Genomic DNA, 24,095 nt, shown 5'->3' with positions numbered 1-24,095 from the left:
CCATGACCACCATGGCCGCTCAGCCAGTCCCCAACACCGTCGACCCCAGAACAGCCCGGAAGGTCACCCTCGCGGGATGCGTCGGCATCTTCGCCGAGCTCTACGACAACGGCATCTTCGGCTTCATGGCCGGAACGCTCGCCGCCGTCTTCTTCCCCGGCTCCGACGACGCCATCATGCTCGTCTTCCTCGGGTACGCCGTCTCCTTCTTCTTCCGCCCCCTCGGCGGCATCATCTGCGGCCACCTCGGCGACCGCATGGGACGCCAGCGGATGCTGGTCTTCGTCATCATGCTCATCAGCGTCGCCACCGCGGCCATCGGCATCCTGCCCACCTACGCGAGCATCGGCATCGCGGCACCGGTCCTGCTGATCCTGCTGCGCGTCGCCCAGGGCTTCTCCGTCGGCGGCGAGGCGTCGGGCGCGATGAGCTTCCTCGCCGAGCACGCCCCGGAGGGCAAACGCGGCCTCTACACCAGCTACGCGCAGATCGCCTCCTTCCTCTCCCTGCTCACCGGCACACTGGTCGCCGCCGCCATGACCAGCGGACTCGGCGACGAGCGCATGGAGTCCTGGGGCTGGCGCATACCGTTCCTGCTCGCCGTCCCGCTCGGCATCACCGGCATCTACATCCGCAAGCGCATCAGCGACACCCCCAACTTCAACCGCCTGAAGGAACAGGGCGGCCTGTCCAAGAACCCCCTGAAGGAAGCGTTCACCTCCGCCGAGCACCGCCGCGCCATGCTGCTGGCCCTGTTCATCCCCCTGATGAACGGCTCCGGGTACTACGTCCTGTTCAGCTACATGCCCACCTTCATGAGCAGCGAGCTCGACTTCGGCAAGGTCCAGGGGCTGCTCGTCACCGCCTCCAGCCTGGTCGCGATCTGTATCGCCATCCCCTACATGGGCCGTCTCTCCGACCGGATCGGACGCAAGAAGGTCATCGCCGGCTCGGCGATCGCCATGGCCGTCGTCGGCATCCCCTGTTACCTCCTGATCGGTACCGGCAACCTCGCCCTCGCCGTCGTCGGCGCCTGTGTCATGGCCGTCGTGTTCGCCGGGCACACCGGCGTCATCCACATCCTGCTCGTCGAACTGTTCCCCACCCGCGTGCGCTACTCCGCCTACGGCCTGGGCTACAACGTCTCCTCCGCGCTCTTCGGCGGCACGGCCCCGCTGCTGATGACCTACCTCATCGCCCAGACGGGCAACGTCAACATGCCGGCCTTCTACGCCGTCGTCACCGCCCTCGGCACCCTCATCGCCGTGTCCCGGGTGAAGGACCGCGCCCACCTGCCCCTGCGCGACGCCTGACAGACCCACGCACCCGCACGCCCCCCACTCCAAGGAGCACAGCAGCATGCCCATCTCCGACTACAGGACGGCCCTCGTCACCGGAGCGTCGACCGGCATCGGAGCCGTGGTCGTCGAGCGACTCGCCAAGCACGGCCTCGAGGTCCACGCCGTGGCGCGCAACGCCGAACGGCTCGATGCCCTGGCCCGCGACACCGGTTGCATCCCGCACGCCGTCGACATCACCGACACCGAGGCGCTCACCGCCGAGCTGGACGGCCTGGAGATCGACATCCTCGTCAACAACGCCGGCGTCTCGCGCACCGGCAACATCCTGACCGCCGACGAGTTCGCCGTGGACGAGCAGGTCGCCGTCAACATCCAGGCCGTTCTGCACCTGGTGCGCCTGGTCATGCCCGGCATGGTCGAGCGCGACCTCGGCCACATCGTCAACATCAGCTCCATCGCCGGTGTCTACAACTTCGGCGGCAACACGATCTACCACGCCACCAAGGCCGCCGTGCACACCCTCTCCCGCCAGCTGCGGGTCGACGGCTACGGCCGCCGGGTCCGGGTCACCGAGATCTGCCCGGGGCGCGTGGAGACGGAGATCTTCGGCCGTCTGCTCGGCGACATGGAGGAGGCCCAGCGGCGGTTCTACGACGGCTACGAGTCCCTCAAGCCCGAGGACATCGCCGACTCCATCGAGTTCGCCGTCGACTCGCCCCGGCACGTCAACATCGGCCACATCGAGATCCTGCCCACCTTCCAGGTCCCCGGCGGCCTCAACTTCGAGCGCAGGGAGGGCTGATCGCATGAACACGGCAGAGCGGGTACGCCGTATCAAGCCCTCGCCGAGCACGGCCGCCGCCCAGCGCGTGCGCGAGCTGAAGAGCCAGGGCCACACCATCCTCGACCTGACCGTGGGCGAGCCCGACTTCGACACCCCCGACCACGTCAAGGCCGCCGCGATCGAGGCCATCGAGGCGGGCGAGACCAAGTACACCCCCGTGAACGGCACCCCGCGGCTGCGCTCGGCCATCGCCGGGAAACTCCGCGAGCGCCACGGGCTGGAGTGCGCCGACGAGCGGATCGCGGTCGGCGGCGGAGCCAAGCAGGTCATCTTCCTCGCCCTGATGGCCACCCTGGACGAAGGGGACGAGGTCATCGTCCCCGCGCCGTACTGGGTGTCCTATCCGGACATGGTCCGCGCCAACGACGGCACCCCGGTCGTCGTCGACTGCCCCGAGACGGACGGCTTCAAGCTCACTCCGGAGCGGCTCGGGGCGGCGATCACCGCGCGCACCCGCTGGGTCGTCCTCAACACCCCCGGCAACCCGACCGGCTCCGCGTACACCCCCGCCGAACTGCGGGCGCTCGCCCACGTGTTGCTGGACCATCCGCAGGTGCGCGTCCTCACCGACGAGATCTACGACGAGATCTGGTACCGCGAGGAGGACGCCCCGTCCCTGGCCGCCGTCGAACCCCGCCTGGCCGAGCGGGTGTTCCTCACCAACGGCGTCTCCAAGACGTACGCGATGACCGGCTGGCGCATCGGCTACGGCGTGGGCCCGGCGGACCTGGTGACCGCGATCAACACACTGCAGTCCCAGACCTCCTCCTGCCCCTCCTCCGTGAGCCAGGCCGCCGCCGCTGCCGCGCTCACCGGACCGCAGGACTTCGTCCGGGAGACCGTGCGCGTCTACCGCGCACGCCGCGACGCCACCGTGAAGCTCGTCAACGACATTCCCGGTCTCAGCTGCACCGTCCCCGACGGCGGCTTCTACCTCCTGGTCAACTGCCGAGGCACGATCGGGAAGTTCACCCCGTCGGGAAGCCGGATCGAGAGCGACGAGGACTTCGCCCGCCACCTCCTCGACAGCGGGCAGGTGGCGGTCATCCACGGAGCCGCGTACGGCGCGCCCGGCTACTTCCGCATCTCCTTCGCCACGTCGACGGACGTGCTCACCGAGGCCTGCGCGCGCATCGCGACGGCGTGCGCCGACCTGTCCGCCGCCCCCTCCACCGTTCCCTCCGTCTGAAAGGCCGTCATGATCCGCGTCAGCACGAAGTTCGATCGGCCGGACGCAGCTCTGGTCGAGCAACTGCGGGCCTTCTCCTCGGCCACCATCCACGAGGCGCAGGGCCGGCTCGGCGCGCTGGACTCGGTCATCAAGCCCGTCGACCACCGCATGTCCCTCTGCGGCCCCGCCTTCACGGTCCAGTGCGCACCCCGCGACAACCTGATGCTGCAGACCGCCATCGCCTACGCCCGCCCGGGGGATGTCATCGTCGTCTCCGCCGGAGCCTACGAGGAGGCCGGCTCCTTCGGGGACGTCCTCGCCAACGCCTGCCGGTCCAAGGGGCTCGGCGGCCTGATCACCGACACGGGCGTGAGGGACACCGAGGACCTTCGCGCCCTGGGATTCCCCGTCTTCTCCCGCAGCATCTCCATCAAGGGCACGGTCAAGGAGACCGTCGGGCCGATGTGTGAGCCCGTCACCGTCGGCGGCGTGCTCGTCCGACCCGGTGATGTGATGCGGGCCGACGCCGACGGCGTGGTCCTCGTCCGCCGCGAGGACGCGGCCGAGGTGGCCGCCGCCTCACAGGAGCGGGTCGACACCGAGGCGGACTACATCGCCGCGTACCGCGCGGGCCGGACCGTCATCGACATCTGCGATCTCGAGCCGCTGCTCGCGGCGAAGGGACTGGTGATCGAGGAGTAGCGGGCGAAGGGCGTGCCGGTCAGGGCCTCGTGTCGGTCAGGGAGATGCGGGCGGTGATGCGCTTGCCGACCGGCTGCCGCTCGATGTCGAGGTCCTGGGCGACGGCCTTGACGATCTCCAGGCCGTGCTGGCCGACGCGGTCCGGGTCGGCGGCCCGGGCCGCGGGCACGGCGGGGTCGCTGTCCCACACAGCGACCTCCACCGCGGCGCCCGCGACGCGCAGTTCCATGAGAACGGGACCGGGCGCGTACTTACGGGAGTTGGTGACCAGCTCACTGACGACCAGCTGGGTCAGGTCCATGGCACGCGGGGAGACGTCCAGGCCCTGCTCCTCCCGGAGCCGGGTGAGGAAGTCGGCCGCGTGATGACGGGCCTGGGCGATGCAGCCGTCGTCCCCGCCCAAGGCGTAGCCGACCTGCGCCGGGCGGGCGCCGGGCTCAGTACGGTCCCCGTCGGGTTGCGGCTCCAACAGCATCGTCCTTCTACTCCCCGTTCACGCACGTGCGTGTACCCCTCACTTTGTCATGCATGCCACGGGCGTGTTGTTCGGCACAGTCGATCGGATGCGTCCGGCCGGGAGAGTGCGGCACAATCGTCGGCACAGACGTTGCACGGGGCAGCCCAGGCGCAGTTGAGGAGACGGTGACCGACAACCAGGGGACGAGCCGGCCGGACCGGCTGTCCATCGAACACTCCACCGTCGACGGCATCCGCGTCGTGACCCTGCGCGGCGAGATCGACCACGGAGTCAAGGACGCACTGCAGCAAGCCCTGTCGCCCTGGGACGGCGATGGCGGGGCGCCCCGGATCGTGGCGGATCTCAGCGGCGTGACCTTCATCGACTCCAGCGGCATCAACGTCTTCATCCACACCCATCAGCGTGCCGACGCCGCACAGGGGTGGCTGCGTCTGGCCGGGATCCGGGGATCGGTGATGCGGGTGGTCCAGCTCGTCGGCCTGGACGCCGTCGTCGCCTGCCACGCCACGGTCGAGGAGGCTCTGGCGTGAGCGGACAGCGGCAGCCGACGTTCGTGCTGGTGCACGGAGCCTTCGCGAACTCCTTCTCCTTCGCACCGCTCCAGGCCGAACTCGGCCTCCTCGGGCACCGTTCGGTCGCCGTCGACCTGCCCGGTCACGGATTCGGGGCGACCTACACCCGCGCCTATCAGGCGCCGCAGGATCTCGAAGGGCTCGCCGGAGCGCCCGGCTCGATCAAGGGTGTGACGCTCGCCGACAACGCCGCGCACCTCATCGGGATCCTGGAACGGGCCAAGCACCACGGCCCTGTGATCCTCGTCGCCCACAGCCGCGGCGGCATCACGGCCACGGCGGCGGCCAACGCGCGGCCGGACCTGATCGACCGCATCGTCTACGTCGCGGCCTGGTGCCCGGTCGATCTCGACGTCGGCGCCTACTACGCCGAGCCGGAGATGGCCACGGTCGACGTCGCCGCGCTGGGTGCGGCGATGGCCGGTGACCCCGCCGAACTCGGCCTGCTCCGCGTCAACTTCCGCACCGCCGACCCGGACGCCCTCGCGGCGTTCAAGGCGGCCTTCCTCGCCGACGGCACCGACGAGGAGTTCCTGGCCTTCCTGAACACCTTCCAGCCCGACGAGAACCTGGACGCCGGTGCCTCGACGGACCGGGCGCGGGCCGCGACCTGGGGCCGTGTCCCGAAGACCTTCGTCCGCCTGGCCGGCGACGCGAGCATGCCTCTCGCCCTGCAGGACCGGCTGATCCGTGAGGGCGACCGGCTGACGCCGGACAACCCGTACGACGTCCGCACCCTTGACGGCAGCCACCTGAAGTGGCTGGTCGACCCGGCGCCGGCGGCCCGGCTCCTGGGGGAACTCGCCAAGCTTCTCGACGCCCCGCCGTCATGAGTACGCGTACTCGGTGAGGCCCGCGAAAACACCGATCCGGTCGGCCGGTCGCGATGAGAGGGTCGCCGCATGTCCGCCCCAACCTCCGCCCGCCGGGCCCCTGTTGCCGCTGTCGGGCTTGTCCTCGTCGCGATCCTGACCCTCACCGCCTGCGGTGATCTGCACGCCTCGGGCGCGACGGCCGGGGCCACTCCCAGCAGGTCCGCCGGGTCCTCGCCCAGTACTGCCGGGCCTTCGCCCAGTACCACCGGAGCCTCGCCCAGTGCCGTCGGAGCCTCGCCGTACGTGGAGCCCGGGGCCGGTGACGGGGCCCCGCACTACAACGAGAACAACGGCCACCGCCGTCCCGGAGAGATGTCCCCGGCCCACGCGAAGGATGCCGAGCGGGAGGCCGATCGCATCAGGCCGGTACTCGAAAGGCTCTGGAAGCGGCGGACGTGGGACCCCGCGACGGTGCGCGAGGCCCTGCTCCGGCTCGGCTACGAGGAGGAGCGCGTCACACGGGACGGCAAACGGCTCGGCGGGACGCTCACCGTCACCGGGATGTCCTCACGCTGGAGGGACGACGGATACGTGACGCCCGAGGGGGCGCAAGTCGCCCTGCGCGTTCACGACGACGCCTGCGTCATGGCGTTCGTCCAGAAGACGAACTTCTCGGCGGTGGCGGGCGGCCCGTACCCGGAGAGCGGCTGCTTCTCGCCGCCCTTCGCCCACTGAACGCGCGACTCACCCGTCCGCACGCGCTGGGCAAGGCGTGGCCGGGAGGCGCCCTTCAGGATGGAGGAGCCCGGGACAGCCGTGCGCGTGCGAGGGAGAGGTATGTCCGAGACCGACAGGGCCAGGACCTTCCCTGCCGAGGACGGAAGCCGGCCCTCGCCGCACCCCGGCCCGGGTACCGGCAAGGCCGACCTCCGGCGCGTCGGCGCGCACCCCGATTTCTGGTACCCGGTCGCGTTGTCCCGGAGCGTCCGGAACAAGCGGGTGATCGCGACCGCCTTCGCGGGTGAGCGCATCGCGCTCTACCGCGGGGAGAGCGGCACCGTGCACGCGCTGGAGGACCGGTGCGCGCACCGGCAGGTGCCGCTCAGCATGGGCGTAGTGGAGGGCGACACCCTCCGCTGCTGCTATCACGCCTGGGCCTATCGCGGCGACGGCCGCATCTCGCAGATCCCGTACCTGTCCCGCGACGACGGCCGGCCGCCGCGCGGCGTGCGCGGCTACCCCGTCCGCGAGGCCTACGGCTTGGTGTTCGTGTTCCCCGGCGACCCGGACAAGGCGGCCGGCACAGCCCTGCCCGAACTGCCGGCCTTCGGCTCACCGCGGTACAGGACCATGACCTACTCCCGGACCGTGCGCTGCCACTACTCGTTCATGCACGAGAACCTGCTCGACATGAACCACCAGTTCCTCCACCGGGGCGTCGTCGGCAGGCTCCACCCCGAACTGCTGGAACACCGGACCGACGCGCGGTCGGTGGAGGCCCGCTACCTGTTCACCCACGCCGGGGGAAAGCGGAACCGAGGCGCCAGCCTGCTGGCCGCCGAGGGCATCAGGGGCAGCGACTCCAGCGACGTCATGACCATCCGCACCGCGTACCCGTACCAGACACTCGACCTGGTCCCCGAGAACGCCGAGCGTCCGGCCTTCCGTCTCTGGGCCGCCTATGTGCCCGAGGACGCCGAGCAGCGCGTCTGCCGCACCTACGGTCTGCTGATGATCGAGAAGCCCCGGGTTCCCGGCGCGCTCCAGCTGGCCTGGCCGTTCATCAGGCGCTTCACCGAACGCGTCTTCGCCGAGGACCGCATGGCCGTCGAAGCCGAGCAGCGGGCCTGGGACGAGCAGGGCGAGGACCGCAATCACGAGGTGTTCTCCCTGATCCTGGACGTCCGAGAGCTGCTGCGCTCCAACGGCGTCCCCATCCGGGCCCGGACGGCGGCGTGTAGCACGGCCCCGGTGTGCGACGGCCCGGGATCCGCGTTCGGCGAGCCCTCGACGGGTTGACGCCGGCCGTCTGGCCGGGCACGGCTTCGGCAGCCCCCGGCATCGGCGGGACACCACTCACGGCCGAGGTTGGTGCGGTGCCACGGTGGGCGGGCGTCGTCGCCACGGCGTCCGGCGGCCGAGGCGCGGCGCGGGCACGGGCGCTGTACCGCGCCGCCGGACTCCGGGAAGGTTTCCATCCAGCCAACGTGCGGGAAGCGGATCAGCCGGGAACGGCTGAGGGACAGCCCGCAGACGGTCTCGTCGCGGCCCGGCTCCCAGGCGTACACCTCGCCGGAGGGCAGACGGTGCCGGCTCTCCTCCTCGTCGGTCCGCTGTCCGGACGCGGTGACGGCGTACTGCGACCCACAGCGCGTGTCGCAGTCAGCCGGCCGCGTGGTCGACGCGCAGCCGCACCTGCTCCTCCAGCCGCTCGAGGCTGGTGTCCAGCGCGTCGCCGACGGCCCGCTCGCCGGGATCGTGGCCGGTGTCGAAGAACGACAGGTGCACCGTCACCTCACTGGCTCCGCTGCCGAGGCCGGCGACCTGGAGCCATCCCGCGTAGCCGCCCTGGTCCCGGGTGCCCCACTCGATCCGCATCTGATCGCGGCGGGCGCGCAGCAGGGCGGAGGTGTCCTCGTCCGTGCGGTCCTCGTGCACGGTGACGGCGGGCAGTTCCTCGGCCCGCACATGCAGGGCTTCCGGCAGCCAGGTGTCCAGCCGGCCGACGTTCGCGGCCTCGTCGAAGACATGCTCGGGCTGTGCGGGCATCGTGCGTGAACGTTCGTACTCGGTCATCGCGGTACCTGCCTCGCTTCGGGGGCGTACAGCGCACCGCGTTCCCGGGCTGCCAGGACCCAACCGTGAAAGGCCCCGCCCGCACCCTGCGGACGGGGCCTTTCACGTCGGTCCTCAGAACTTGGGCTGGGGCGACTGCGCCTGAACGAGTTCCGTCGCCTCCGCCTCCGTCTCCACGGACGGCGGCGAGCCCGCCAGCGGCTTGTTGGCGGTCTCCCGCATGCACAGGACGGCGATGACGCCGATCACGGCTGCGCCCGTGGCGTAGTACGCCGGCATGAGGGTCGAGTCGAAGGCGCTGATCAGAGCGGTGATCACCAGAGGCGTCGTGCCGCCGAAGAGCGAGGTGGCCAGGTTGTAGGCGACCGAGAGGGAGCCGTAGCGGACGTGGGTCGGGAAGATCGCCGGGAGCGCCGCCGACATCGTGCCGAGCATCATCACCAGGGACAGCCCCATCAGCAGCAGTCCCAGGGCGATGAGGACGACACTGCCCTGCCGGATGAGCAGGAACGACGGCACGGAGAGGAACAGGAAGCCCAGCATCCCCGTCATCAGCAGCGGCTTGCGCCCGAAGCGGTCGGAGAGCCGTCCGACGTAGTTGATGACGCACATCTGCAGGACCATCACGAGGAGCAGGATCAGCAGCCCGTGATTGGTGCCGTAGCCCAGCTCGTCGGACAGGTACGTCGGCATGTACGACAGCAGCATGTAGTCGTTGATGTTGTACGCCGCCACGAGCGCCAGGCACAGCAGCAGCGGCCGCCAGTACCGGGTGAAGATCCTGCCGAGGTCACCGGTGGCCGAGGTCTCCACGGAATCGGCGGCCTCGCTCGCCTTGACCTGGCCTCCCTCCAGCTTCTGGAAGGCGGGCGTCTCGTCCAGCTTCAGCCGCAGATAGAGGCCGATGAACCCGAGCGGCGCCGCCACCAGGAAGGGGATGCGCCAGCCCCACGCCAGCATCTCGTCCGCGCTGAGCACGCTGTTGAGGACGACGACGAGACCGGAGGCCCCGACATAGCCGCCGAGTGTGCCCAGCTCCAGGAAGCTGCCGAAGAAGCCGCGCCTCTTGTCGGGCGCGTACTCCGCGATGAACGTCGAGGCGCCCCCGTACTCCCCGCCGGTCGAGAAGCCCTGCACCAGCCGGAAGAAGATCAGCAGGGCCGGAGCCCACAGGCCGATGACGTCGTGCGAGGGGACGAGGCCGATCGCGAAGGTCCCCACCGCCATCATGATCATGGTGAGGGAGAGGATGCGCTTACGGCCGACCTTGTCGCCCAGCGGCCCGAAGACCATGCCGCCGAGCGGGCGCACCAGGAAGGCCACCGCGAACGTCGCGAAGGAGCTGAGCAGCTGGGCCGTGTCGTTCCCGGACGGGAAGAAGACCTTTCCGATGGTCACGGCCAGATAGCTGTAGATGCCGAAGTCGTACCACTCCATCGCGTTGCCGAGAGCGGCGGCCTTCGTGGCGCGCTTGACCGCCGCGTCGTCGGTCACGGTGATGTCGCTGCGGCGCAGCTTCGGGTGGCGGCGCTTCTCGATCGCCCGGAACAGCATCCGGTGTCGTCTCACAGCCGCGGGATCCACCGACTCGTCATTGTCGGTCGCCGCCATTACGTCGTTCCTTTCGCCGGTCGTTTTCCCAAGCACAACGCCTGCACAGTTCTCGCGCGCTCAAACGCCCGTCCACGTCACAGACGATCTTCCTGGCGTACGGCCTGTTCCGCTTGCGGGCTGTGACGTGTGCCCGTCCCCTGGTGGGGGAACGTGATTCCCCGGGTGAAGGTGGGGCCCCGGTGAGAGGAGCCCAGGTGACAGCGTCGGCACAGGAGGCTGCCGGGTACGAGCCGGATCCGCGCCGGTGGCGGGCCCTGTGGGTCACACTGGTGGCCGGCTTCATGAGCCTGCTGGACGTCTCGATCGTGGTGGTCGCCCTGCCCTCCGTCCAGCGCGGCCTGCACGCCTCTCCCGCCCAGGTGCAGTGGGTGGTCTCCGGATACGCCCTCGCCTTCGCTCTCGCGCTCGTCACCGCGGGCCGCCTCGGTGACGCGCTGGACCGCCGCCGCATCTTCCTGCTGGCCCTCGGTGGCTTCGTGGTCTTCAGCGCGGCCTGCGGTGCGGCCCCCAGCATCACGCTGCTGGTGGCGGCCCGGCTCGCCCAGGGCCTGGCCGCCGGTTTCATGGCTCCCCAGAACTCCGCGCTCATCCAGCAGATGTTCCGCGGCGCCGAACGCGGTCGCGCCTTCGGGTTCTTCGGCGCCACCGTCGGCATCTCCTCCGCCGTCGGGCCCCTCGTCGGCGGCATGATCCTCGCCCTGGCCGACGGAGCCCAGGGCTGGCGGTGGATCTTCTACGTCAACGTCCCCATCGGCATCCTGGCCGTCCTGCTCGGCCGCCGCCTGCTGCCCCGCACCCAGCGGTCCGGCCGGGGCCATGTGGACCTGCCCGGGGTCCTGCTCCTCGGCCTCGGCGTCCTCGCGCTGATGTTTCCACTGGTCCAGGCGGGCTCCGGCGGCTTCGGACGGCTGTGGTGGCTGTTCCCCGCCGGTGCCGCGCTTCTCGTCGCCTTCGCCCGACGGCAGCGCCGACTGGTGGCCCGCGGCACCCAGCCGCTGCTCGATCCGCGCCTGTTCACCACCGTGCGCGGCTACGCCGTCGGTGCCGGCGTCGGCACGCTCTACTTCGTCGGCTTCAGCGGCGTCTGGCTGGTCTTCGCGCTCTTCTACCAGGACGGTCTGGGCTTCTCCCCGCTCCGGTCCGGCCTCGCCGTGACCCCCTTCGCCCTCGGCTCGGCCTGCGCGGCCGCGATCGCCGGGCGGCTGGTGGACCGGCTGGGGCGCATGCTCACCGTGGGCGGGCTCGCGGCGGTGATCGTCGGCCTGGGCGGCACCGCGCTGCTGCTGCGCTTCGCACCTGTCGGCATCGCGCCGTGGCTGGCCGCCCCGGCGCTGTTCCTCGGCGGCGCCGGCAGCGGCTGCGTGATCTCCCCGAACATCACCATGACACTGCGCGATGTGCCCGTGCGCATGGCGGGTGCGGCGGGCGGCGCTCTGCAGACCGGGCAGCGGCTCGGCGCCGCCGTGGGCACCGCCGCCCTGCCCGGCCTCTTCTATCTGGTGCTCGGCGGGAGCGACGACTACCGGGGCGCCCTCGTCATCGCGCTGGGCGCCGCACTCGCCGGCATGGCGGCCGCCCTGGCCCTCGCGACGTTCGACTGGCGCCGTGACCGGCGGAGCCGGCAGGGGCACGGGACCTGCCCGGAGGACGTCGCCAACAGTCCGGTGCACGCCCGGCAGACGTGAGGGTGCATGCGGCCGGGCCTCACGTGGTCTGCGGTTGAGTTTGGCGCGGCGCGTCGTCGTCCAGGTCGCCGCGTACGGCAGCGAGCGCGAAGGCCGTCATGGAGGCAAGGACGAGCAGCGCGAGCGGCCCCCAGATCGCCGGTATCGCCCACATCGGCCAGTCATTGGCCGACTGGGCCCAGAGGGTCAGGATCGCGGTGGCGCCCAGGCCGACGCCGTGCCACCGCACCACGGTCCCCGCCTTCGCATGACGCCGGTCGCCCCGCGCGAGGAGCGGCCACAGCCCTCCCACGAGGGCCGTCAGGCCGAACGAGACACAGGCCAGCGCGCCGCCCAGACGGTCCTCGGGCCACCCCACCGGCCCGGAGGACGTCTGCTGCCGCCGCCCGTCGGAGTCCCGCACCTCGACGACCCGCCCGTGCCAGATCAGGCCGACTACCCTGTCGTCCGGCTCCAGTTCGGAGACCACGGGACCGGCCCGAAGGAACGTCACCTTCCACGGCTTGCCGGACGGCAGGACCAGCTCCGCCTCCGGGGAGGCGTTCCGCTCACCACGGTTCGTGTCGGCCTCGCGGACCGTGAACTCCTGCGCCCACACGCACCCCGACGCCCGCACCGGAACAGAAGCGCAGGCCGGCGCGGCACGGAACTCCCGCTCCCGCTCCAGCGCTCCCCGGACCTCGAGGGCCGACGCCACTCCGAACACGAGAGCCGCGACAGCGATCACCAGCCAGAGAACGGACCGCAGCGCCTCGCGTCCCGGCGACTCCACCATGTCTCGTCCCCCCGTTTCACGCGGAACCCGCAGGTGCATTGGAACACGCCTACGGGTCCGCCCCCAGGCCCTTTACCCGGCGGTGTGGACGCGCCGGCCCTCGACGAAGGTCTCCAGGACCCGGGTCGCGGCGATCTCCTCGGGTGGGCCCGCGAACGGATCGCGGTCGAGGACGACCAGGTCGGCCGACTTCCCGGCGGTGATGCTGCCGGTGGTGTCGTCGAGGTGGTTCACAGAGGCGCTGCCCGCCGTGTAGGCGGCGATGGCCGTGCCCAGGTCGAGGCGCTGCTCCGGCAGGAAGGCCGGGGTACCCCCGGGTGCTTCGGGCGAGATCCGGTTGACGGCGACATGGATGGCCTGGAGCGGATCCGGGCTGCTGACCGGCCAGTCGCTGCCCGCTGCGAGGGTCGCGCCGGCGCGCAGCAGATCACCGAAGGGGTACTGCCACGCGCCGCGCTCCGCGCCGAGGAAGGGCAACGTCAGTTCGTCCATCTGCGGTTCGTGCGCGGCCCACAGCATCTGCAGGTTGGCGCTCGCGCCCAGGGCGCGGAAACGCGACAGGTCGTGGGGGTGGACGACCTGGAGGTGTGCGAGGTGGTGCCGTGTGTCGCGATGGCCGTTGGCAGCCCGGGCGGCCTCCACCGCGTCGAGGGCCTCACGCACCGCGCGGTCGCCGAGCGCGTGGAAGTGGACCTGGAAGCCGAGCGCGTCCAGCTCCGTGACGTACTTCCGCAGCTCTCCGGGCTCCACGAAGCTGATCCCGCTGTTGTCCGAGGAGCAGCCGCAGCCGGTCAGGTAGGGGTCGAGCATCGCGGCGGTGTGGTTCTCGGCGATGCCGTCCTGCATGATCTTCACCGTCCCGGCGCGGAACCGGTCCCGGCTCAACTCGTCCCGTGCAGCCGCCAGTTCGGCGATCTGCTCGGCGCCGCGCTCGCGGTCCCACCACAGCGCGCCGACCACCCGGGCGGTGAGCAGGCCCCGGGCCATGGCCGCCTGGTAGGCGGGCGCCGGGTCGGTCATGTTGGCGTACGTGCCGATGATGGCGTCCTGCCAGGCGGTGACGCCGTGGGAGTGCAGCACGGTCTGGGCGCGCAGCAGCGCGGCGAGCTTCTCCTCGGGCGTGGGGTCCGGCAGCAGCCGGCCCACCAGGTGGACCGCGCCCTCCTGGAGCATCCCGGTGGGGTTTCCCCCGGCGTCGCGCTCGATACGGCCGTCGGCGGGGTCGGGCGTACGGGCGTCGATGCCCGCGCGCTCCAGGGCCCGGCTGTTGACCCAGGCGCCGTGGTGGTCGCGGTTGGGCAGGAAGACGGGGCGGTCCGGGACGATCGCGTCGAGGGCGGCGGCGGTGGGGGAGCCGCCGGGGAACGCCTCCAGGGACCAGCCGCCTCCGGTGATCCACTCGGCGTCCGGGTGCTCGTCCGCGTACGCCCTGATCCTGCGCAGGTACTCGGCCGGGTCGACGGTGTCGCCGAGATGGCACTGGCCGAGTTCGATGCCCGCGCCCAGCGGATGCACGTGGGCGTCCTGGAAGCCGGGCAGCAGCAGCTTCCCCGCGAGGTCGACGACCTCGGTGCGCGGCCCGATCAGCTCGCGCACCTCGTCGTGGCCGACGGCGGCGATCCGCCCGCCGCGCACGGCCACGGTGGTGGCGCTGCCGCGGGCGGGATCGACGGTGTGCACGGGGCCGCCCGTGAAGACGAGGTCGGCCGGTCCCGTGGCGTGGGGGTGCGACATGAGGGTGAACTCCATGGGGGAGGGTTCAGACCGCCGTGCGGTCCATCGGGAGGGTGAGGGCATCGGCGTCGGTGCCGTGCCCCGTCGTGAAGTACGGCGAGCGCCGGACGTACTTGGCCACGGCCGCCATGCCCAGCCCGGCGAGCACGATCACTGCGGGCAGCGAGAACATGAACCAGCCGTTGTCCGGGCTCAGTTCGAAGTGATCGCTCATGGTCAGGTAGGAGTATCCGAGGTAGCCGCCGAGGCCCAGCAGGACCAGCCCGGCCACGGCGGGCACACCGACGGCGAGCAGCGCCTCGCGCGGTCCGTCGTGACGCGCCGAGCGGAAGCGCACGGCGCAGGCGAGCGCGGTGAGGCCGTAGTAGAGGGCGACGATCAGACCGATGGCGTTGACGGCGGCCAGCAGCATGTCGCTCAGCTTGGGGATCGCGAAGGCGAGCAGGGCGATCACGGTGGCGACGGTCATCACGACGGCCGTGCCGAGGGCGGGCGTGCCGTACCGCGGGTGGATCCGGGTCCACAGCGGCCCCATGGTGCGGTCGCGGCCCATGGCGAGCAGTCCGCGTGCCGTGGGGATCAGGGTGGCCTGCACGGAGGCGACGGCGGAGAACATCAGCGCGACCAGGGGCAGGGTGGCCCAGGGTTCGGCGGCCAGCTTCGACCCGAGGTAGGGGAGGGCCTGGGGGCCGTTGCGGACGAGTTCGGCCAGGCTCATCTCCCGCTGGAAGGCGACCGAGGCGAAGAGGAACAGGCCGAGCATGGCGAAGAGGGCGATGAGACCGCCGCGGGCCGAGTCGTCCGGGCGCTTGGTCTCCTCGGTGACGCTGAAGGCCGCGTCCCAGCCCCAGAAGAAGAACACCGCGAGGACCATGCCCTGGGCGAAGCTGGTGCCGCTGGAGATCTCGAAGGGGTTGAACCAGGAGAGGGAGAAGACGTGGTCGCCGGTGACCAGGGCCCAGCCGCAGAAGCCCAGCAGCACCGCGTACTCGAAGACCAGCAGGACGAACTGGAACCGGGTGGCGGCCCGCATCCCGGTGACGGCCAGGGCCGTGAGGGCGAGGAGGATCACCAGCCCGACCGCCGTGCTGACGCCGGTGGACGTCGGATCGAGGGCGATGCCGGCGAGGCTGGTCAGGCCGGCCTTGTTGGCGAAGAGCAGGACGACCGAGCCCATGATCGCGCTGGTGTAGGCGCAGAAGATGACCGAGCCGACCAGCGTCACCCAGCCGGTCAGGAAGCCGGGCCAGGGACCGAGGGATCTGCCGACCCAGACGTAGCCGTTGCCGCAGTTGGGCTCGGAGCGGTTGAGACGGGCGTAGGCGGTGGCGATGCCGAGCACCGGCAGGAACGCCAGGAGCAGCAGCGCCGGGGCCTGGAGGCCCACGACCGTCGCGATCGTGCCCATGCCGATGGCGATGCTGGTGGTGGCCGCGGTACTGGACGCGGCGATGGCGACGCCGTCGACGACACCGAGGGATCGGCGCAGCGTGGTGGTCGGACTCGGAGGGGCGGACGACATGGAGGGCTCCTCGGGGGAAGGATCGGGAAGAGCCGCGCGGGAATGCGATGGAACAACCGGCGTCCACATTGGGTCAACCCTGTTGACGTAAGGCGGGCCGGAGCCGTTCACTGCGTTGCACATGCGTGCGACGAGAGGAGTCCGGGGCATGACCACCCGCGTCCCGCAGGAGCGCCGGCGTCGGCGGCCCACCCGTTCCGGTGTCGTGCTCTCGGAGCAGTTGATCGTCGAGACCGCCCTGCGCCTGATCGGGGAGCACGGCCCCGAGGCGCTGAGCGTGCGCCGGCTCGGCGCGGCACTGGGCTGCGACCCGACCGCGCTGTACCGCTACTTCCACGGCACCGACGACCTGGTGCTGGCCATCGCCGACCGGATCATCGGCGACGCGATGGCCGGCTTCGTCCCCGGAGACGACTGGGTGGCCTCGCTGCGCGAGATGGCGACGAGGGTCCGTGCGGGATACCTCGCCCATCCCCGGGCGGCCGCCATGGCCGCGCACCGGGTGACCCGACGCCGGAACGAGATCCACGCCGTGGACACCGGGATCGGCCTCCTGCTGAACGCGGGCTTCGCACCGGCCGACGCCGCCCGGCTCTACCTGGCCTTCATCGACACCGTGCTCAGCCACGCCGCCGCGGAGGCGGCCTTCCACGCCCTCCCACGACAGCAGCGCGAGGCCGACCACCGGGCCTGGCGGGACGTCTACCAGGACCTGGACCCGCAGACCTACCCGTCCCTCACCGCGGTCCGCCCCGAGCTGCCCGGCATGGCGGACAGCTCCTTCGAACAGGCGGTGGATCTCCTGCTGGAGGCCTTGACGGCCCGGGCTCCGGCCGGACGTCGCGTTCGCCGGTGAGGTAGGTCCATGACGTCGACCGCGGGCCGCCGCCCGGGTCCGGGTGATGTCGAGGCCTTGGCCGCCGGTGAGTTCGGTGCGGTCCCGCCGAGCCTGTGCTGTTGTGTGCCCAGCTGGGCAGCAGGCTGGACGTCGTATCGCTGCGGTGGCCTGCCATTCCCGGCGCCACCACTCCATCCGTGTCCAGAGGCCTGAAGACGACCACCAGAGAGCACCGGATCTCAACGGTACGCAGCCACGGCGGCGACGAACAGAGCCACTGCGGTGCCGCACGCGCTCACCCCGACCAGTGCTGCCTCATAGAGGTTCCTTCCGGATCGCAGGGACAGCAAACCGACGCCGTACCCGATGTTCACGGCGCTCAGAACCGCGAGAAGGAGGGAAACGATGTCCAGGCCAGTCATGTTGTTCTCCAGACGCAACCGTCGGGCCGACCATCGGCCACGCCAAGACGGTGGCTGTCCAGAGCGGTGTCCTGCGACAGTACGCTGGAAAGTGGACAAACACACCACGCTGACCTGGATCGAGACCGTACGCTGGTCGGTGTCCAGTTCGCCCACTGGACGGGCGCTGTGATGCGGCTGGGGGGGATGGTGAACGAGCCGGAGACACATACGGATCCCGCGATCAAGGCTGAACTTCAACGCCTCGGCGAGTGGAAACGCAAGAAACTGCCTGACGTACCGTCCGGTCGTCTTTTGGCAAAGAAACTGAAAGTCTCTCCTACAACGGTCAGCGAGTGGCTCCGTGGCAGGCGAACGCCGCAGACCTGCGACACCCTGTTGGCTTTGATCGGTGCGATACGTGCGGAGGCGCAACGCCGCGGTCTTCTCAACAGCCCTGTAGGGGGCAAGGATGGCGAAACCGTAGCTCAACTGCTGGACGAGGAGCGGTGGCGCGACATACATCAGCGGGACAGTCGCCGACGCAGCCAACTCGGTCGTTCGGCCGCAGAATCTTGGCGGGCGCGAACGTCTCTTGGAGAGGAATGGCGTCGAACTGAGCGCAGCGCTGCGTCGGCTCCCTCTCGCCCGGTTCGATCATGGACTGCCCGGCAGTTGGGCGTCCATGCAGCTATCGGCGCCGGCTCCACCCTGCCTCAGGATGGGGATTTCGTGTTGCCGACCTTTGTGCCGCGCCCCCACGACACGGCTCTTAAAGAGTTACTCTCGGCAGCTGTGGAATGTGGCCAAAGTAAGTTTTTCCTCATTCGCGGTGACTCGTGTACTGGAAAGACGCGCAGTGCGTACGAAGCTATTCGTGAAGTTGTCCCAGATTGGGGTCTCCTGCGTTTCGGTGCGGCAGGTTCCTTAGAATCATTCTTGCGGAACGATGAGATTCGGCCTTGCACTGTCTTGTGGCTCGACAACGGGCATCGGTATCTTTACGGGGTGACCGGAGAGGCGATTGCAGCAGCTTTACAGCAGGTCCTTGATCAAGACTATGGCCCCGTTTTCATCTTGATGACCATATGGCGTGAGGACGACCATGCACTTTCCTTGGAGCCGCTCCCCGGCCGAGAGGATAACCACCTGCAGGCCCGTCTCTTGCTGGCGCAATCTCATCGCGTCATCGTACCGTCCGAATTTGATCGAAAGCTGGACCTTATTCGCGAGGCATCCGCCGGCGACGCTTCTCTGGCTCAGGCGCTTGCAGCCGGAACGCCAGCGATCACTCAAACTCTTGCCGCAGCTCCGGCTCTCCTCGATCATTACAACAACCCTGCGGGGGTGCAGGGATTTCATGGCCGTGCATTGATCACCGCTGCTGCTGATGCTCGACGTTTGGGGGTCAATGGGCCCCTGTCGCTTGAGTTTCTTAGGGCGGCAGCTCCCGGATATCTGACCGATAGTCAGCGCGCCGAAGCGGACCCGGAAAGCTGGTTTGCTGTAGCTCTGGAATACGCCGAATTACCCATCAAGCGGGTAGTCTCTGCTTTGCACCGGCTCCCGAGTGCCAACGGTATGGGCCCTGAACCAGGAGTGGTCGGATTGGCCGACTACTTGGAACAGCATGAGAGATGCGTGCGCCGCTTCGTCTGCCCACCGGCGACGTTCTGGACAGCAGCCATTGATCACTCATGCGTTACCGACCTGCGGCGACTGGCGCGCGCTGCAGCTACCCGCGGCAGGTTCAGGCACGCTGCCTCGCTCTACCGTGCCGCGGCCGACCAGGGGGACACGACGGCACTGACTCTCCTCGGGCAACTGCGTGAGGCCGTCGGTGAGAGAGCCGATGCGGAACGAGCATACGAGCAAGCCGCTGATGGCGGTCACGCAGTCGCAATGATTCGTCTTGCCCTCCTGTACGAGAAGGCTGGCGAGTACCAAAGTGCGCAGGTGCTGTACGCGAGGGCAGCAGAGGCTGGTAACCCGGGGGCCATCATGCGCCTGGCTCGATTCCGAGAGATGCAGGGAGACCTTGCCGGTGCGGAGGGCCTTTACGCGCAGGCGTCCGATGCGGGACACATTCGTGCCATGATCCGGCTGGCATGCATACGAGATGAGCGAGAGGACTCCAGCGGCGCTGAGCGATTGTATAGGAAAGTGATAGCCGCAGGGGGCGAGAATATTCTTCTTCGAATGGCTCAGAAGCGAGAAAGGGACGGCGACAGGGCGAGTGCCGAGTATATCTATGATCTCGCAGCTCAGTGTGGTGTGACCTACGCGTTTGTGTTGCGGGCCAGATGTTGGCAAAGGGGAGGTGACTCGGAAGGAGCGGAACGTCTTTATCGAAAGGCGGCGGACGCCGGGAACACCGGTGCCATGGTGCATCTGGGGCAAATTTGCGAAAAAAATGACGACTGGATCAACGCCGAACAGTTGTACCACCAAGCGGCTGACGGAGGGAATGTTGGAGCCTTGCTTCATTTGGCCCGAATTAATATCAAGAAGGGAGATGAAAGTGGGGCTGAAAAATTCTGCAGAATGGCGGCAGATGCTGGCGAGCCGCAAGGGCTGATCATTCTGGCCCGTCTGTACAGCAGGCGCGGTAGCCATGCGGCTGCAACATCCCTGCATAGAGAGACAGTGCAACGCGGAGGAGACACGGCTCTCTTCCGAATGGCTCGTTTTCGGAATAGGGACGGAGACGACGAGAGCGCTGTCCTGCTATATCAGCAGGCGGCCGACGCGGGTAATCCAGCGGCTCTCATGCGTCTGGGACGCCTCATGGAGAAGACGGGAAATCTGGTACGGGCCGAGCTGCTGTACCAACAGGCCTGCGACGCTGGTGACTCCAACGCGGTGGCCGAGCTCATACGATTGCGTAAGCACAGCAATCAGCCCTTGACTTACGGTCTGGAGGCTGACGGCACCCCCAGCCTCCCCTGGTAACTGTTTGAGGGAACGGCACGCCCTTGCGGAACACGCTCGACGGATTTGCCGCGACGCCGCAGAACGCGGAGTAGCCGTAGTGCTTGCGGGGCCACCGCATGGAGTGCCTGCTCAGCATCATGGCTGCAAACGGCCCAAGGGCGTTGGCTCAAGATGAGGCCAGGCACAGCACGGCTGGGCGGGGATGCCGCCATGGATCCGGACGTCCTCGAACCACGCCGAATTCGGAGTTGAGGGTGCGTGAGCATCCATTCTCTCGCTGTGCCGTTGTCCGAACCCGCCGTATGCGCATACTTGCGACCGCAGATGCTGGACTTCTTAAACGGCGTCTCACCAGCCTTCGTCGCCAACCACCGCCAGGATGTGCTGGCCGCCAACCAAATTGGCCCGCGCCTTGATCACGGACTGGGACGAGGTCGCCGAGATCGGCGTTGCCGATCTGCGCCTGGAGGCCGGACGCCATCCCGACGACGCCCGGCTCAACGAACTGATGGGCGAAGCCGTCGTCAAGGTGCCGGAGTTCAGCCTCTGGTGGGACAGCCACCGAGTGGCCCAGTGCGTCTACGGGACACAGCACTTCCAGCACCCGTGGTCGGCGAGTTCACCCTGCACCACGAGACCCTGGCCTTTCTCGCCGACCCGGGCCAGACCGTGTGTGTCCACACCGCCGAACCGGGCTCCGCCTCCGCCTCCGCCCAGGCCCTCGCGCTCCTCGCCAGCTGGAGCGCCCCCGAGGCCCAGCGCGGCGACGGCACCTCACCCGCCTCCCGGGCAGGAGATCCATGAGATGAGAACCGTTGCGGGCGCCCTGTCGCATGGTGTCCGACAGTGCCGGTCAACTCCCTCAGCGGCGAGGCGATCGCCCATGGGCTCGACCTGCTGTGCCCCAACGGCCGCTTCGTCGAACTGGGGAAGCGGGACATCTTCGGCAACAACACGCTGCCGTTGCGTCCCTTCGACCGCTGGGCTTCGTCGGATGAGCAGCGACCGCACCCTGACTCACGTCGCGCAGCTGGTGCACAGCAGACTGGACCTCGCGTAGCGGCAACCCCGCAAGGGCGCCGCGGCGGCCGTCTCCGCAAGGGGAAACGGCCGCCGCGCCGCGTGCGTTCACGCCACCTCGGCCCGCCCCGGGTCGTCGTCCAGGAAGCCGCCCGACTGGTGCTGCCACAGCTTCGCGTAGGCGCCGTCGATCGCGAGCAACTCCTGGTGGGTGCCCTGTTCGACGATCCGGCCGCGGTCGAGGACGACGAGCTGGTCCATGGTGGCGACCGTGCTCAGCCGGTGTGCCACCACGAGCGCCGTCCGCCCCTCCATGAGCCGCCACAGCGCCTCCTGGACGAGCAGCTCGCTCTCGGAGTCCAGGGCGCTGGTCGCCTCGTCGAGCAGCAGGATCGGCGCGTCACGCAGGATCGCCCGGGCGAGGGCGACGCGCTGGCGCTGGCCACCGGACAGCTTGATGCCGCGCTCGCCCACCATGGTGTCGAATCCGTCCGGCAGCGCGTCGGCGAACTCGGTGACATGGGCCGCCTCGGCCGCCCGGCGGATCTCGGCGTCGGTGGCGTCCGGCCGGGCGAACGCGATGTTGTCCCGCAGGGTGCGGTGGAACATCGCCGGGTCCTGCGGCACATAGGCGATCAGACCGCGCAGATCGGTCTGGCGCAGCCGGCTGATGTCCTGACCGCCGATCAGGATGCGGCCGGCGTCGATGTCGGTCATCCGCAACAGCAGCCGGGTGAGCGAGGTCTTGCCGCCGCCGGACCGGCCGACCAGGCCGAGCTTCGCCCCGCTCGGCACGGCCAGGTCCAGCCCGTCGAACAGCGGTCGGCCGCCACGGTGTGCGAAAGTCACCTTCTCGAAGCGGACATCGGCCGCCCGAGGCAGCAGCGGCTCCGGCGACGCCGGGTCGAGCACCGTCGGCGGCGTCAGCAGCAGTTCGGTGAACTGCGCGGCCTCCGTCATCGAGCTCTCCAGCCGGCGGTATATCTGGTTGAACTCGAACATGATCCGGGTCGCGTTCCCGTAGTAGGCGAACGCGACCACGATCGCCTCCACGCCGTGCGCGCCCCCGGCGAGGGTGATCGCGAGCAGCAGGCCCATCGCGTTGGTGAGCACGGACATCGGCGCCACCAGTGTGTCGATGCGCAGGTTGCCGTAGTCCCACGACCGCACGGTGAGCCGGCGCGACACCGCGACCCGGGAGCGGTGCTCGGCCGCCTCACTCTCCTCCGCGGCGAACGCCCGTACGGTGTCCATGTTCATCAGGCTGTCGGCGACATGGCCCGACACCCGGGCGATCGCCTCCTCACGCTGGTCGACGATCCGCTGGCGGCGACGGATGAGCGGCACGACCAGCAGCGCCGTCAGCGCGATCATCACCAGCAGACCGGCGACGAGCAGCGGTTCGTAGCGCCACAGCACCACCGCGCCGAACGCCAGGGGCACGAAGCTCCCCACGATCTGGAACGTCACCGTGTCCACGAACTGCTCGAAACGCGAGGCGAAGCTCAGGACCCGCTTGGTCAGCGAACCGGCGAAGTTGTCGTGGAAGAACGCGGCGTCCTTGGCGAACAGCTCGTCCATCCCGATCATGTACAGATGCTCGATGCCGAGGGCTTCGAGACGGAAGAGGCAGTGCAGGGCGACGCGCCACAGTGCCTCCGCGAGCAGCAGGACACCGGCGAAGCCGAGGACGTACGGCAGTGCCGAGTCGACCGTGACGTCCCTGTCGCCGGCGATGTCGCCGACGAGCTTGGCGACGATCAGCGGCGCCACGTAGTTGATTCCGATGTTGCCCAGCGCCATGAGCAGCATCGCGGGTACCGTCAGCCGGCGCAGCCGCGCCAACTCCCGTCCGTAGTAACGAAGTGCGAGTAAGACCGAGCGCTTGCCCGGCTGAACCCCGCGAGATTCAGGCGTTTCCATCCCACCCCTGTGTCGTCCTGCGGCAGCCCGCCACGCGCTCACGCGGGCAGGGGCCATCGCCGCAACGAATGTGTGGATTTCGGTCGAGTCCGGCAGTGTCCCGCGACGGCGACCGCGCCGTCCAAGCGTTTTCCGGCCGGGCGGTGGTGCGCGGGGGAGCGCCAAGGGGTGCGGCGGGCGGGTCGGGAACCTGACTCGGTCAGTTCAAGGGGTGAGCGTACGGCGGACGACGTACGGCAGGATGCCGCCGCGGCGGAGGTAGGTCAGCTCCTGGCGACAGAAGATCCGCGGCCGCAGGACCGCCGTGGTGTCCGACCCCTGCTTCCGCCGGATCCCAGCGTGATCCGGTTCGTGCCGACGGACAGGCCGTCGAGCCCTTCGAAGGCCAGGTCCTCCGCGCCGGTGAAGGAGAACCCCGCACCGCTGTCGTCCTCGGCGAACTTCCAGGGGCAGGACGCCCATGCCGATCAGGTTGGAGCGGTGGACGCGTTCGTACGACTCGGCCACGACCGCCGGACCTCGGCTGGAGCCGGCGCCGTCGGCGGTGCGCGCGTGACCGCCGGGGCCGGCTGCTCGGCGAGGAGTCGGTTGGTGACGGCGGCGTTGGTGAAGGCGCCCCGAAGCATGACCTCGTGGTTGTTGCGGCGCGTGGAGTACTGGTTGAGGTCGCGGCGGGCGACCGAGCGGTCCGCCAGCCAGTGACCCGCGGCGCCGGCTGCGGGAATCGCGCCGGCCGGGGAGATGTGGTGGTGGTGACGTCGTCCCCGAGGTGCGGCAGCACCTTGGCCCGGTCGGGCCGCGGCCGGGCAGGGGGCTGAGGAGACAGGTCCGTCGGATGCGGGGGCGGCGGATGGACGTGGACGCCGGGTTCCAGGGGAAGCGGGTGCCGCCGGGCGCGTCGATCTCCTGCCAGGCCGGGGTGCCCTGCCGGATACGGGCGGCGTTGGCGCGGAACATCTCCGGGCGTACG

General features: G+C 69.6%; 20 protein-coding genes and 2 pseudogenes. 12 read left to right on the top strand and 10 right to left on the bottom strand.

Going from position 1 to position 24,095, the window contains the following annotated elements; genetic code table 11:
- Window positions 1–2 precede the first annotated feature (2 nt).
- Genes ACZ58V_RS07965 through ACZ58V_RS07950 form a run of 4 tightly spaced genes read left to right on the top strand, consistent with a single transcriptional unit; the run spans window position 3 to window position 4,018 of the window.
- A complete protein-coding gene (locus ACZ58V_RS07965; protein WP_193481380.1) occupies window positions 3–1,313 on the top strand; it encodes an MFS transporter in 1,311 nt (436 codons plus the stop codon).
- 46 nt (window positions 1,314–1,359) lie between these two features.
- Complete coding sequence (locus ACZ58V_RS07960; RefSeq protein ID WP_471288953.1) at window positions 1,360–2,103, top strand: SDR family oxidoreductase; 744 nt, start codon at window positions 1,360–1,362, stop codon at window positions 2,101–2,103.
- Between the two features lie 4 nt (window positions 2,104–2,107).
- The gene (locus ACZ58V_RS07955) at window positions 2,108–3,334 is read left to right on the top strand and encodes an aspartate transaminase (protein ID WP_471288952.1); all 1,227 of its coding nucleotides are present in this window, start codon (window positions 2,108–2,110) and stop codon (window positions 3,332–3,334) included.
- A gap of 9 nt (window positions 3,335–3,343) precedes the next feature.
- A complete protein-coding gene (locus ACZ58V_RS07950; protein ID WP_471288951.1) occupies window positions 3,344–4,018 on the top strand; it encodes a 4-carboxy-4-hydroxy-2-oxoadipate aldolase/oxaloacetate decarboxylase in 675 nt (224 codons plus the stop codon).
- 19 nt (window positions 4,019–4,037) lie between these two features.
- Here ACZ58V_RS07950 and ACZ58V_RS07945 read toward each other — a convergent pair whose 3' ends face one another.
- Complete coding sequence (locus ACZ58V_RS07945) at window positions 4,038–4,487, bottom strand: ATP-binding protein (protein WP_471288949.1); 450 nt, start codon at window positions 4,485–4,487, stop codon at window positions 4,038–4,040.
- A 173-nt stretch (window positions 4,488–4,660) separates the two neighbouring features.
- On the opposite strand from ACZ58V_RS07945, the gene ACZ58V_RS07940 reads away from it, so the two are divergent.
- From ACZ58V_RS07940 to ACZ58V_RS07925, 4 genes are all read left to right on the top strand, one after another.
- Window positions 4,661–5,026, top strand: coding sequence for an STAS domain-containing protein (locus ACZ58V_RS07940; RefSeq protein WP_468185609.1), 366 nt, complete (start codon window positions 4,661–4,663; stop codon window positions 5,024–5,026).
- A complete protein-coding gene (locus ACZ58V_RS07935) occupies window positions 5,023–5,901 on the top strand; it encodes an alpha/beta fold hydrolase (protein WP_471288948.1) in 879 nt (292 codons plus the stop codon). The genes ACZ58V_RS07940 and ACZ58V_RS07935 overlap by 4 nt, the downstream gene beginning before the upstream one ends.
- 69 nt (window positions 5,902–5,970) lie before the next feature.
- Complete coding sequence (locus ACZ58V_RS07930) at window positions 5,971–6,618, top strand: hypothetical protein (RefSeq protein ID WP_471288946.1); 648 nt, start codon at window positions 5,971–5,973, stop codon at window positions 6,616–6,618.
- 102 nt (window positions 6,619–6,720) lie between these two features.
- Window positions 6,721–7,902 carry a Rieske 2Fe-2S domain-containing protein gene (locus ACZ58V_RS07925; RefSeq protein WP_471288944.1) on the top strand — a complete coding sequence of 394 codons (1,182 nt, stop codon included), beginning with the start codon at window positions 6,721–6,723 and terminating at the stop codon, window positions 7,900–7,902.
- 68 nt (window positions 7,903–7,970) lie between these two features.
- On the opposite strand, the pseudogene ACZ58V_RS07920 reads toward ACZ58V_RS07925, so the two are convergent.
- From ACZ58V_RS07920 to ACZ58V_RS07910, 3 genes and pseudogenes are all read right to left on the bottom strand, one after another.
- A pseudogene (locus ACZ58V_RS07920) lies at window positions 7,971–8,186 on the bottom strand (hypothetical protein); the annotation flags it as partial.
- Window positions 8,187–8,265: 79 nt separating this feature from the next.
- On the bottom strand, window positions 8,266–8,679 hold the full coding sequence (locus ACZ58V_RS07915) for an SRPBCC family protein (protein ID WP_468185619.1): 414 nt from the start codon (window positions 8,677–8,679) through the stop codon (window positions 8,266–8,268).
- Between the two features lie 114 nt (window positions 8,680–8,793).
- Window positions 8,794–10,290, bottom strand: a complete 1,497-nt coding sequence (locus ACZ58V_RS07910; protein WP_468185621.1) for an MFS transporter — start codon at window positions 10,288–10,290, stop codon at window positions 8,794–8,796.
- Between the two features lie 284 nt (window positions 10,291–10,574).
- Between ACZ58V_RS07910 and ACZ58V_RS07905 the strand changes: the two genes are divergently transcribed.
- Window positions 10,575–11,978 carry an MFS transporter gene (locus tag ACZ58V_RS07905; protein ID WP_468186199.1) on the top strand — a complete coding sequence of 468 codons (1,404 nt, stop codon included), beginning with the start codon at window positions 10,575–10,577 and terminating at the stop codon, window positions 11,976–11,978.
- Between the two features lie 19 nt (window positions 11,979–11,997).
- Here the strand turns inward: ACZ58V_RS07905 and ACZ58V_RS07900 are convergent, their stop codons facing one another.
- The 3 genes from ACZ58V_RS07900 to ACZ58V_RS07890 all read right to left on the bottom strand — a co-directional run bounded on the left by ACZ58V_RS07900 (window position 11,998) and on the right by ACZ58V_RS07890 (window position 16,009).
- Window positions 11,998–12,753, bottom strand: coding sequence for a hypothetical protein (locus ACZ58V_RS07900; protein WP_471288943.1), 756 nt, complete (start codon window positions 12,751–12,753; stop codon window positions 11,998–12,000).
- 72 nt (window positions 12,754–12,825) lie between these two features.
- A complete protein-coding gene (locus ACZ58V_RS07895; protein ID WP_468185627.1) occupies window positions 12,826–14,487 on the bottom strand; it encodes an amidohydrolase in 1,662 nt (553 codons plus the stop codon).
- 25 nt (window positions 14,488–14,512) lie between these two features.
- Complete coding sequence (locus tag ACZ58V_RS07890; protein WP_471288940.1) at window positions 14,513–16,009, bottom strand: APC family permease; 1,497 nt, start codon at window positions 16,007–16,009, stop codon at window positions 14,513–14,515.
- Window positions 16,010–16,157: 148 nt separating this feature from the next.
- Here ACZ58V_RS07890 and ACZ58V_RS07885 point away from each other — a divergent pair, with 148 nt between their 5' ends.
- Entirely contained in the window at window positions 16,158–16,865 is a 708-nt protein-coding gene (locus ACZ58V_RS07885; RefSeq protein WP_468185631.1) for a TetR/AcrR family transcriptional regulator, read from the top strand.
- Between the two features lie 221 nt (window positions 16,866–17,086).
- Here ACZ58V_RS07885 and ACZ58V_RS07880 read toward each other — a convergent pair whose 3' ends face one another.
- Complete coding sequence (locus tag ACZ58V_RS07880) at window positions 17,087–17,269, bottom strand: hypothetical protein (RefSeq protein WP_471288938.1); 183 nt, start codon at window positions 17,267–17,269, stop codon at window positions 17,087–17,089.
- A gap of 987 nt (window positions 17,270–18,256) precedes the next feature.
- Here ACZ58V_RS07880 and ACZ58V_RS07875 point away from each other — a divergent pair.
- Both ACZ58V_RS07875 and ACZ58V_RS07870 read left to right on the top strand, forming a co-directional pair.
- On the top strand, window positions 18,257–20,200 hold the full coding sequence (locus tag ACZ58V_RS07875; protein ID WP_471288937.1) for a tetratricopeptide repeat protein: 1,944 nt from the start codon (window positions 18,257–18,259) through the stop codon (window positions 20,198–20,200).
- A 361-nt stretch (window positions 20,201–20,561) separates the two neighbouring features.
- Window positions 20,562–20,986, top strand: a pseudogene (locus ACZ58V_RS07870) (MmyB family transcriptional regulator).
- A 324-nt stretch (window positions 20,987–21,310) separates the two neighbouring features.
- Here the strand turns inward: ACZ58V_RS07870 and ACZ58V_RS07865 are convergent.
- A complete protein-coding gene (locus ACZ58V_RS07865) occupies window positions 21,311–23,125 on the bottom strand; it encodes an ABC transporter ATP-binding protein (RefSeq protein ID WP_471288935.1) in 1,815 nt (604 codons plus the stop codon).
- Between the two features lie 204 nt (window positions 23,126–23,329).
- Entirely contained in the window at window positions 23,330–24,082 is a 753-nt protein-coding gene (locus ACZ58V_RS07860) for a hypothetical protein (protein ID WP_471288934.1), read from the bottom strand.
- Window positions 24,083–24,095 lie beyond the last annotated feature (13 nt).

This window comes from Streptomyces sp. NPDC040589 (assembly GCF_055594445.1).
This window is presented reverse-complemented; position numbering and strand designations above follow the sequence as displayed.

What these genes read in the sequence shown, in the direction of transcription:
- ACZ58V_RS07965 (WP_193481380.1), top strand. Translation starts at nt 3, where the DNA reads ATGACCACCATGGCCGCTCAGCCAGTCCCCAACACCGTCGACCCCAGA.
- ACZ58V_RS07960 (WP_471288953.1), top strand. Translation starts at nt 1,360, where the DNA reads ATGCCCATCTCCGACTACAGGACGGCCCTCGTCACCGGAGCGTCGACC.
- ACZ58V_RS07955 (WP_471288952.1), top strand. Translation starts at nt 2,108, where the DNA reads ATGAACACGGCAGAGCGGGTACGCCGTATCAAGCCCTCGCCGAGCACG.
- ACZ58V_RS07950 (WP_471288951.1), top strand. Translation starts at nt 3,344, where the DNA reads ATGATCCGCGTCAGCACGAAGTTCGATCGGCCGGACGCAGCTCTGGTC.
- ACZ58V_RS07930 (WP_471288946.1), top strand. Translation starts at nt 5,971, where the DNA reads ATGTCCGCCCCAACCTCCGCCCGCCGGGCCCCTGTTGCCGCTGTCGGG.
- ACZ58V_RS07925 (WP_471288944.1), top strand. Translation starts at nt 6,721, where the DNA reads ATGTCCGAGACCGACAGGGCCAGGACCTTCCCTGCCGAGGACGGAAGC.
- ACZ58V_RS07915 (WP_468185619.1), bottom strand. Translation starts at nt 8,679, where the DNA reads ATGACCGAGTACGAACGTTCACGCACGATGCCCGCACAGCCCGAGCAT.
- ACZ58V_RS07910 (WP_468185621.1), bottom strand. Translation starts at nt 10,290, where the DNA reads ATGGCGGCGACCGACAATGACGAGTCGGTGGATCCCGCGGCTGTGAGA.
- ACZ58V_RS07905 (WP_468186199.1), top strand. Translation starts at nt 10,575, where the DNA reads ATGAGCCTGCTGGACGTCTCGATCGTGGTGGTCGCCCTGCCCTCCGTC.
- ACZ58V_RS07900 (WP_471288943.1), bottom strand. Translation starts at nt 12,753, where the DNA reads ATGGTGGAGTCGCCGGGACGCGAGGCGCTGCGGTCCGTTCTCTGGCTG.
- ACZ58V_RS07895 (WP_468185627.1), bottom strand. Translation starts at nt 14,487, where the DNA reads ATGTCGCACCCCCACGCCACGGGACCGGCCGACCTCGTCTTCACGGGC.
- ACZ58V_RS07890 (WP_471288940.1), bottom strand. Translation starts at nt 16,009, where the DNA reads ATGTCGTCCGCCCCTCCGAGTCCGACCACCACGCTGCGCCGATCCCTC.
- ACZ58V_RS07885 (WP_468185631.1), top strand. Translation starts at nt 16,158, where the DNA reads ATGACCACCCGCGTCCCGCAGGAGCGCCGGCGTCGGCGGCCCACCCGT.
- ACZ58V_RS07880 (WP_471288938.1), bottom strand. Translation starts at nt 17,269, where the DNA reads ATGACTGGCCTGGACATCGTTTCCCTCCTTCTCGCGGTTCTGAGCGCC.
- ACZ58V_RS07865 (WP_471288935.1), bottom strand. Translation starts at nt 23,125, where the DNA reads ATGGAAACGCCTGAATCTCGCGGGGTTCAGCCGGGCAAGCGCTCGGTC.
- ACZ58V_RS07860 (WP_471288934.1), bottom strand. Translation starts at nt 24,082, where the DNA reads ATGTTCCGCGCCAACGCCGCCCGTATCCGGCAGGGCACCCCGGCCTGG.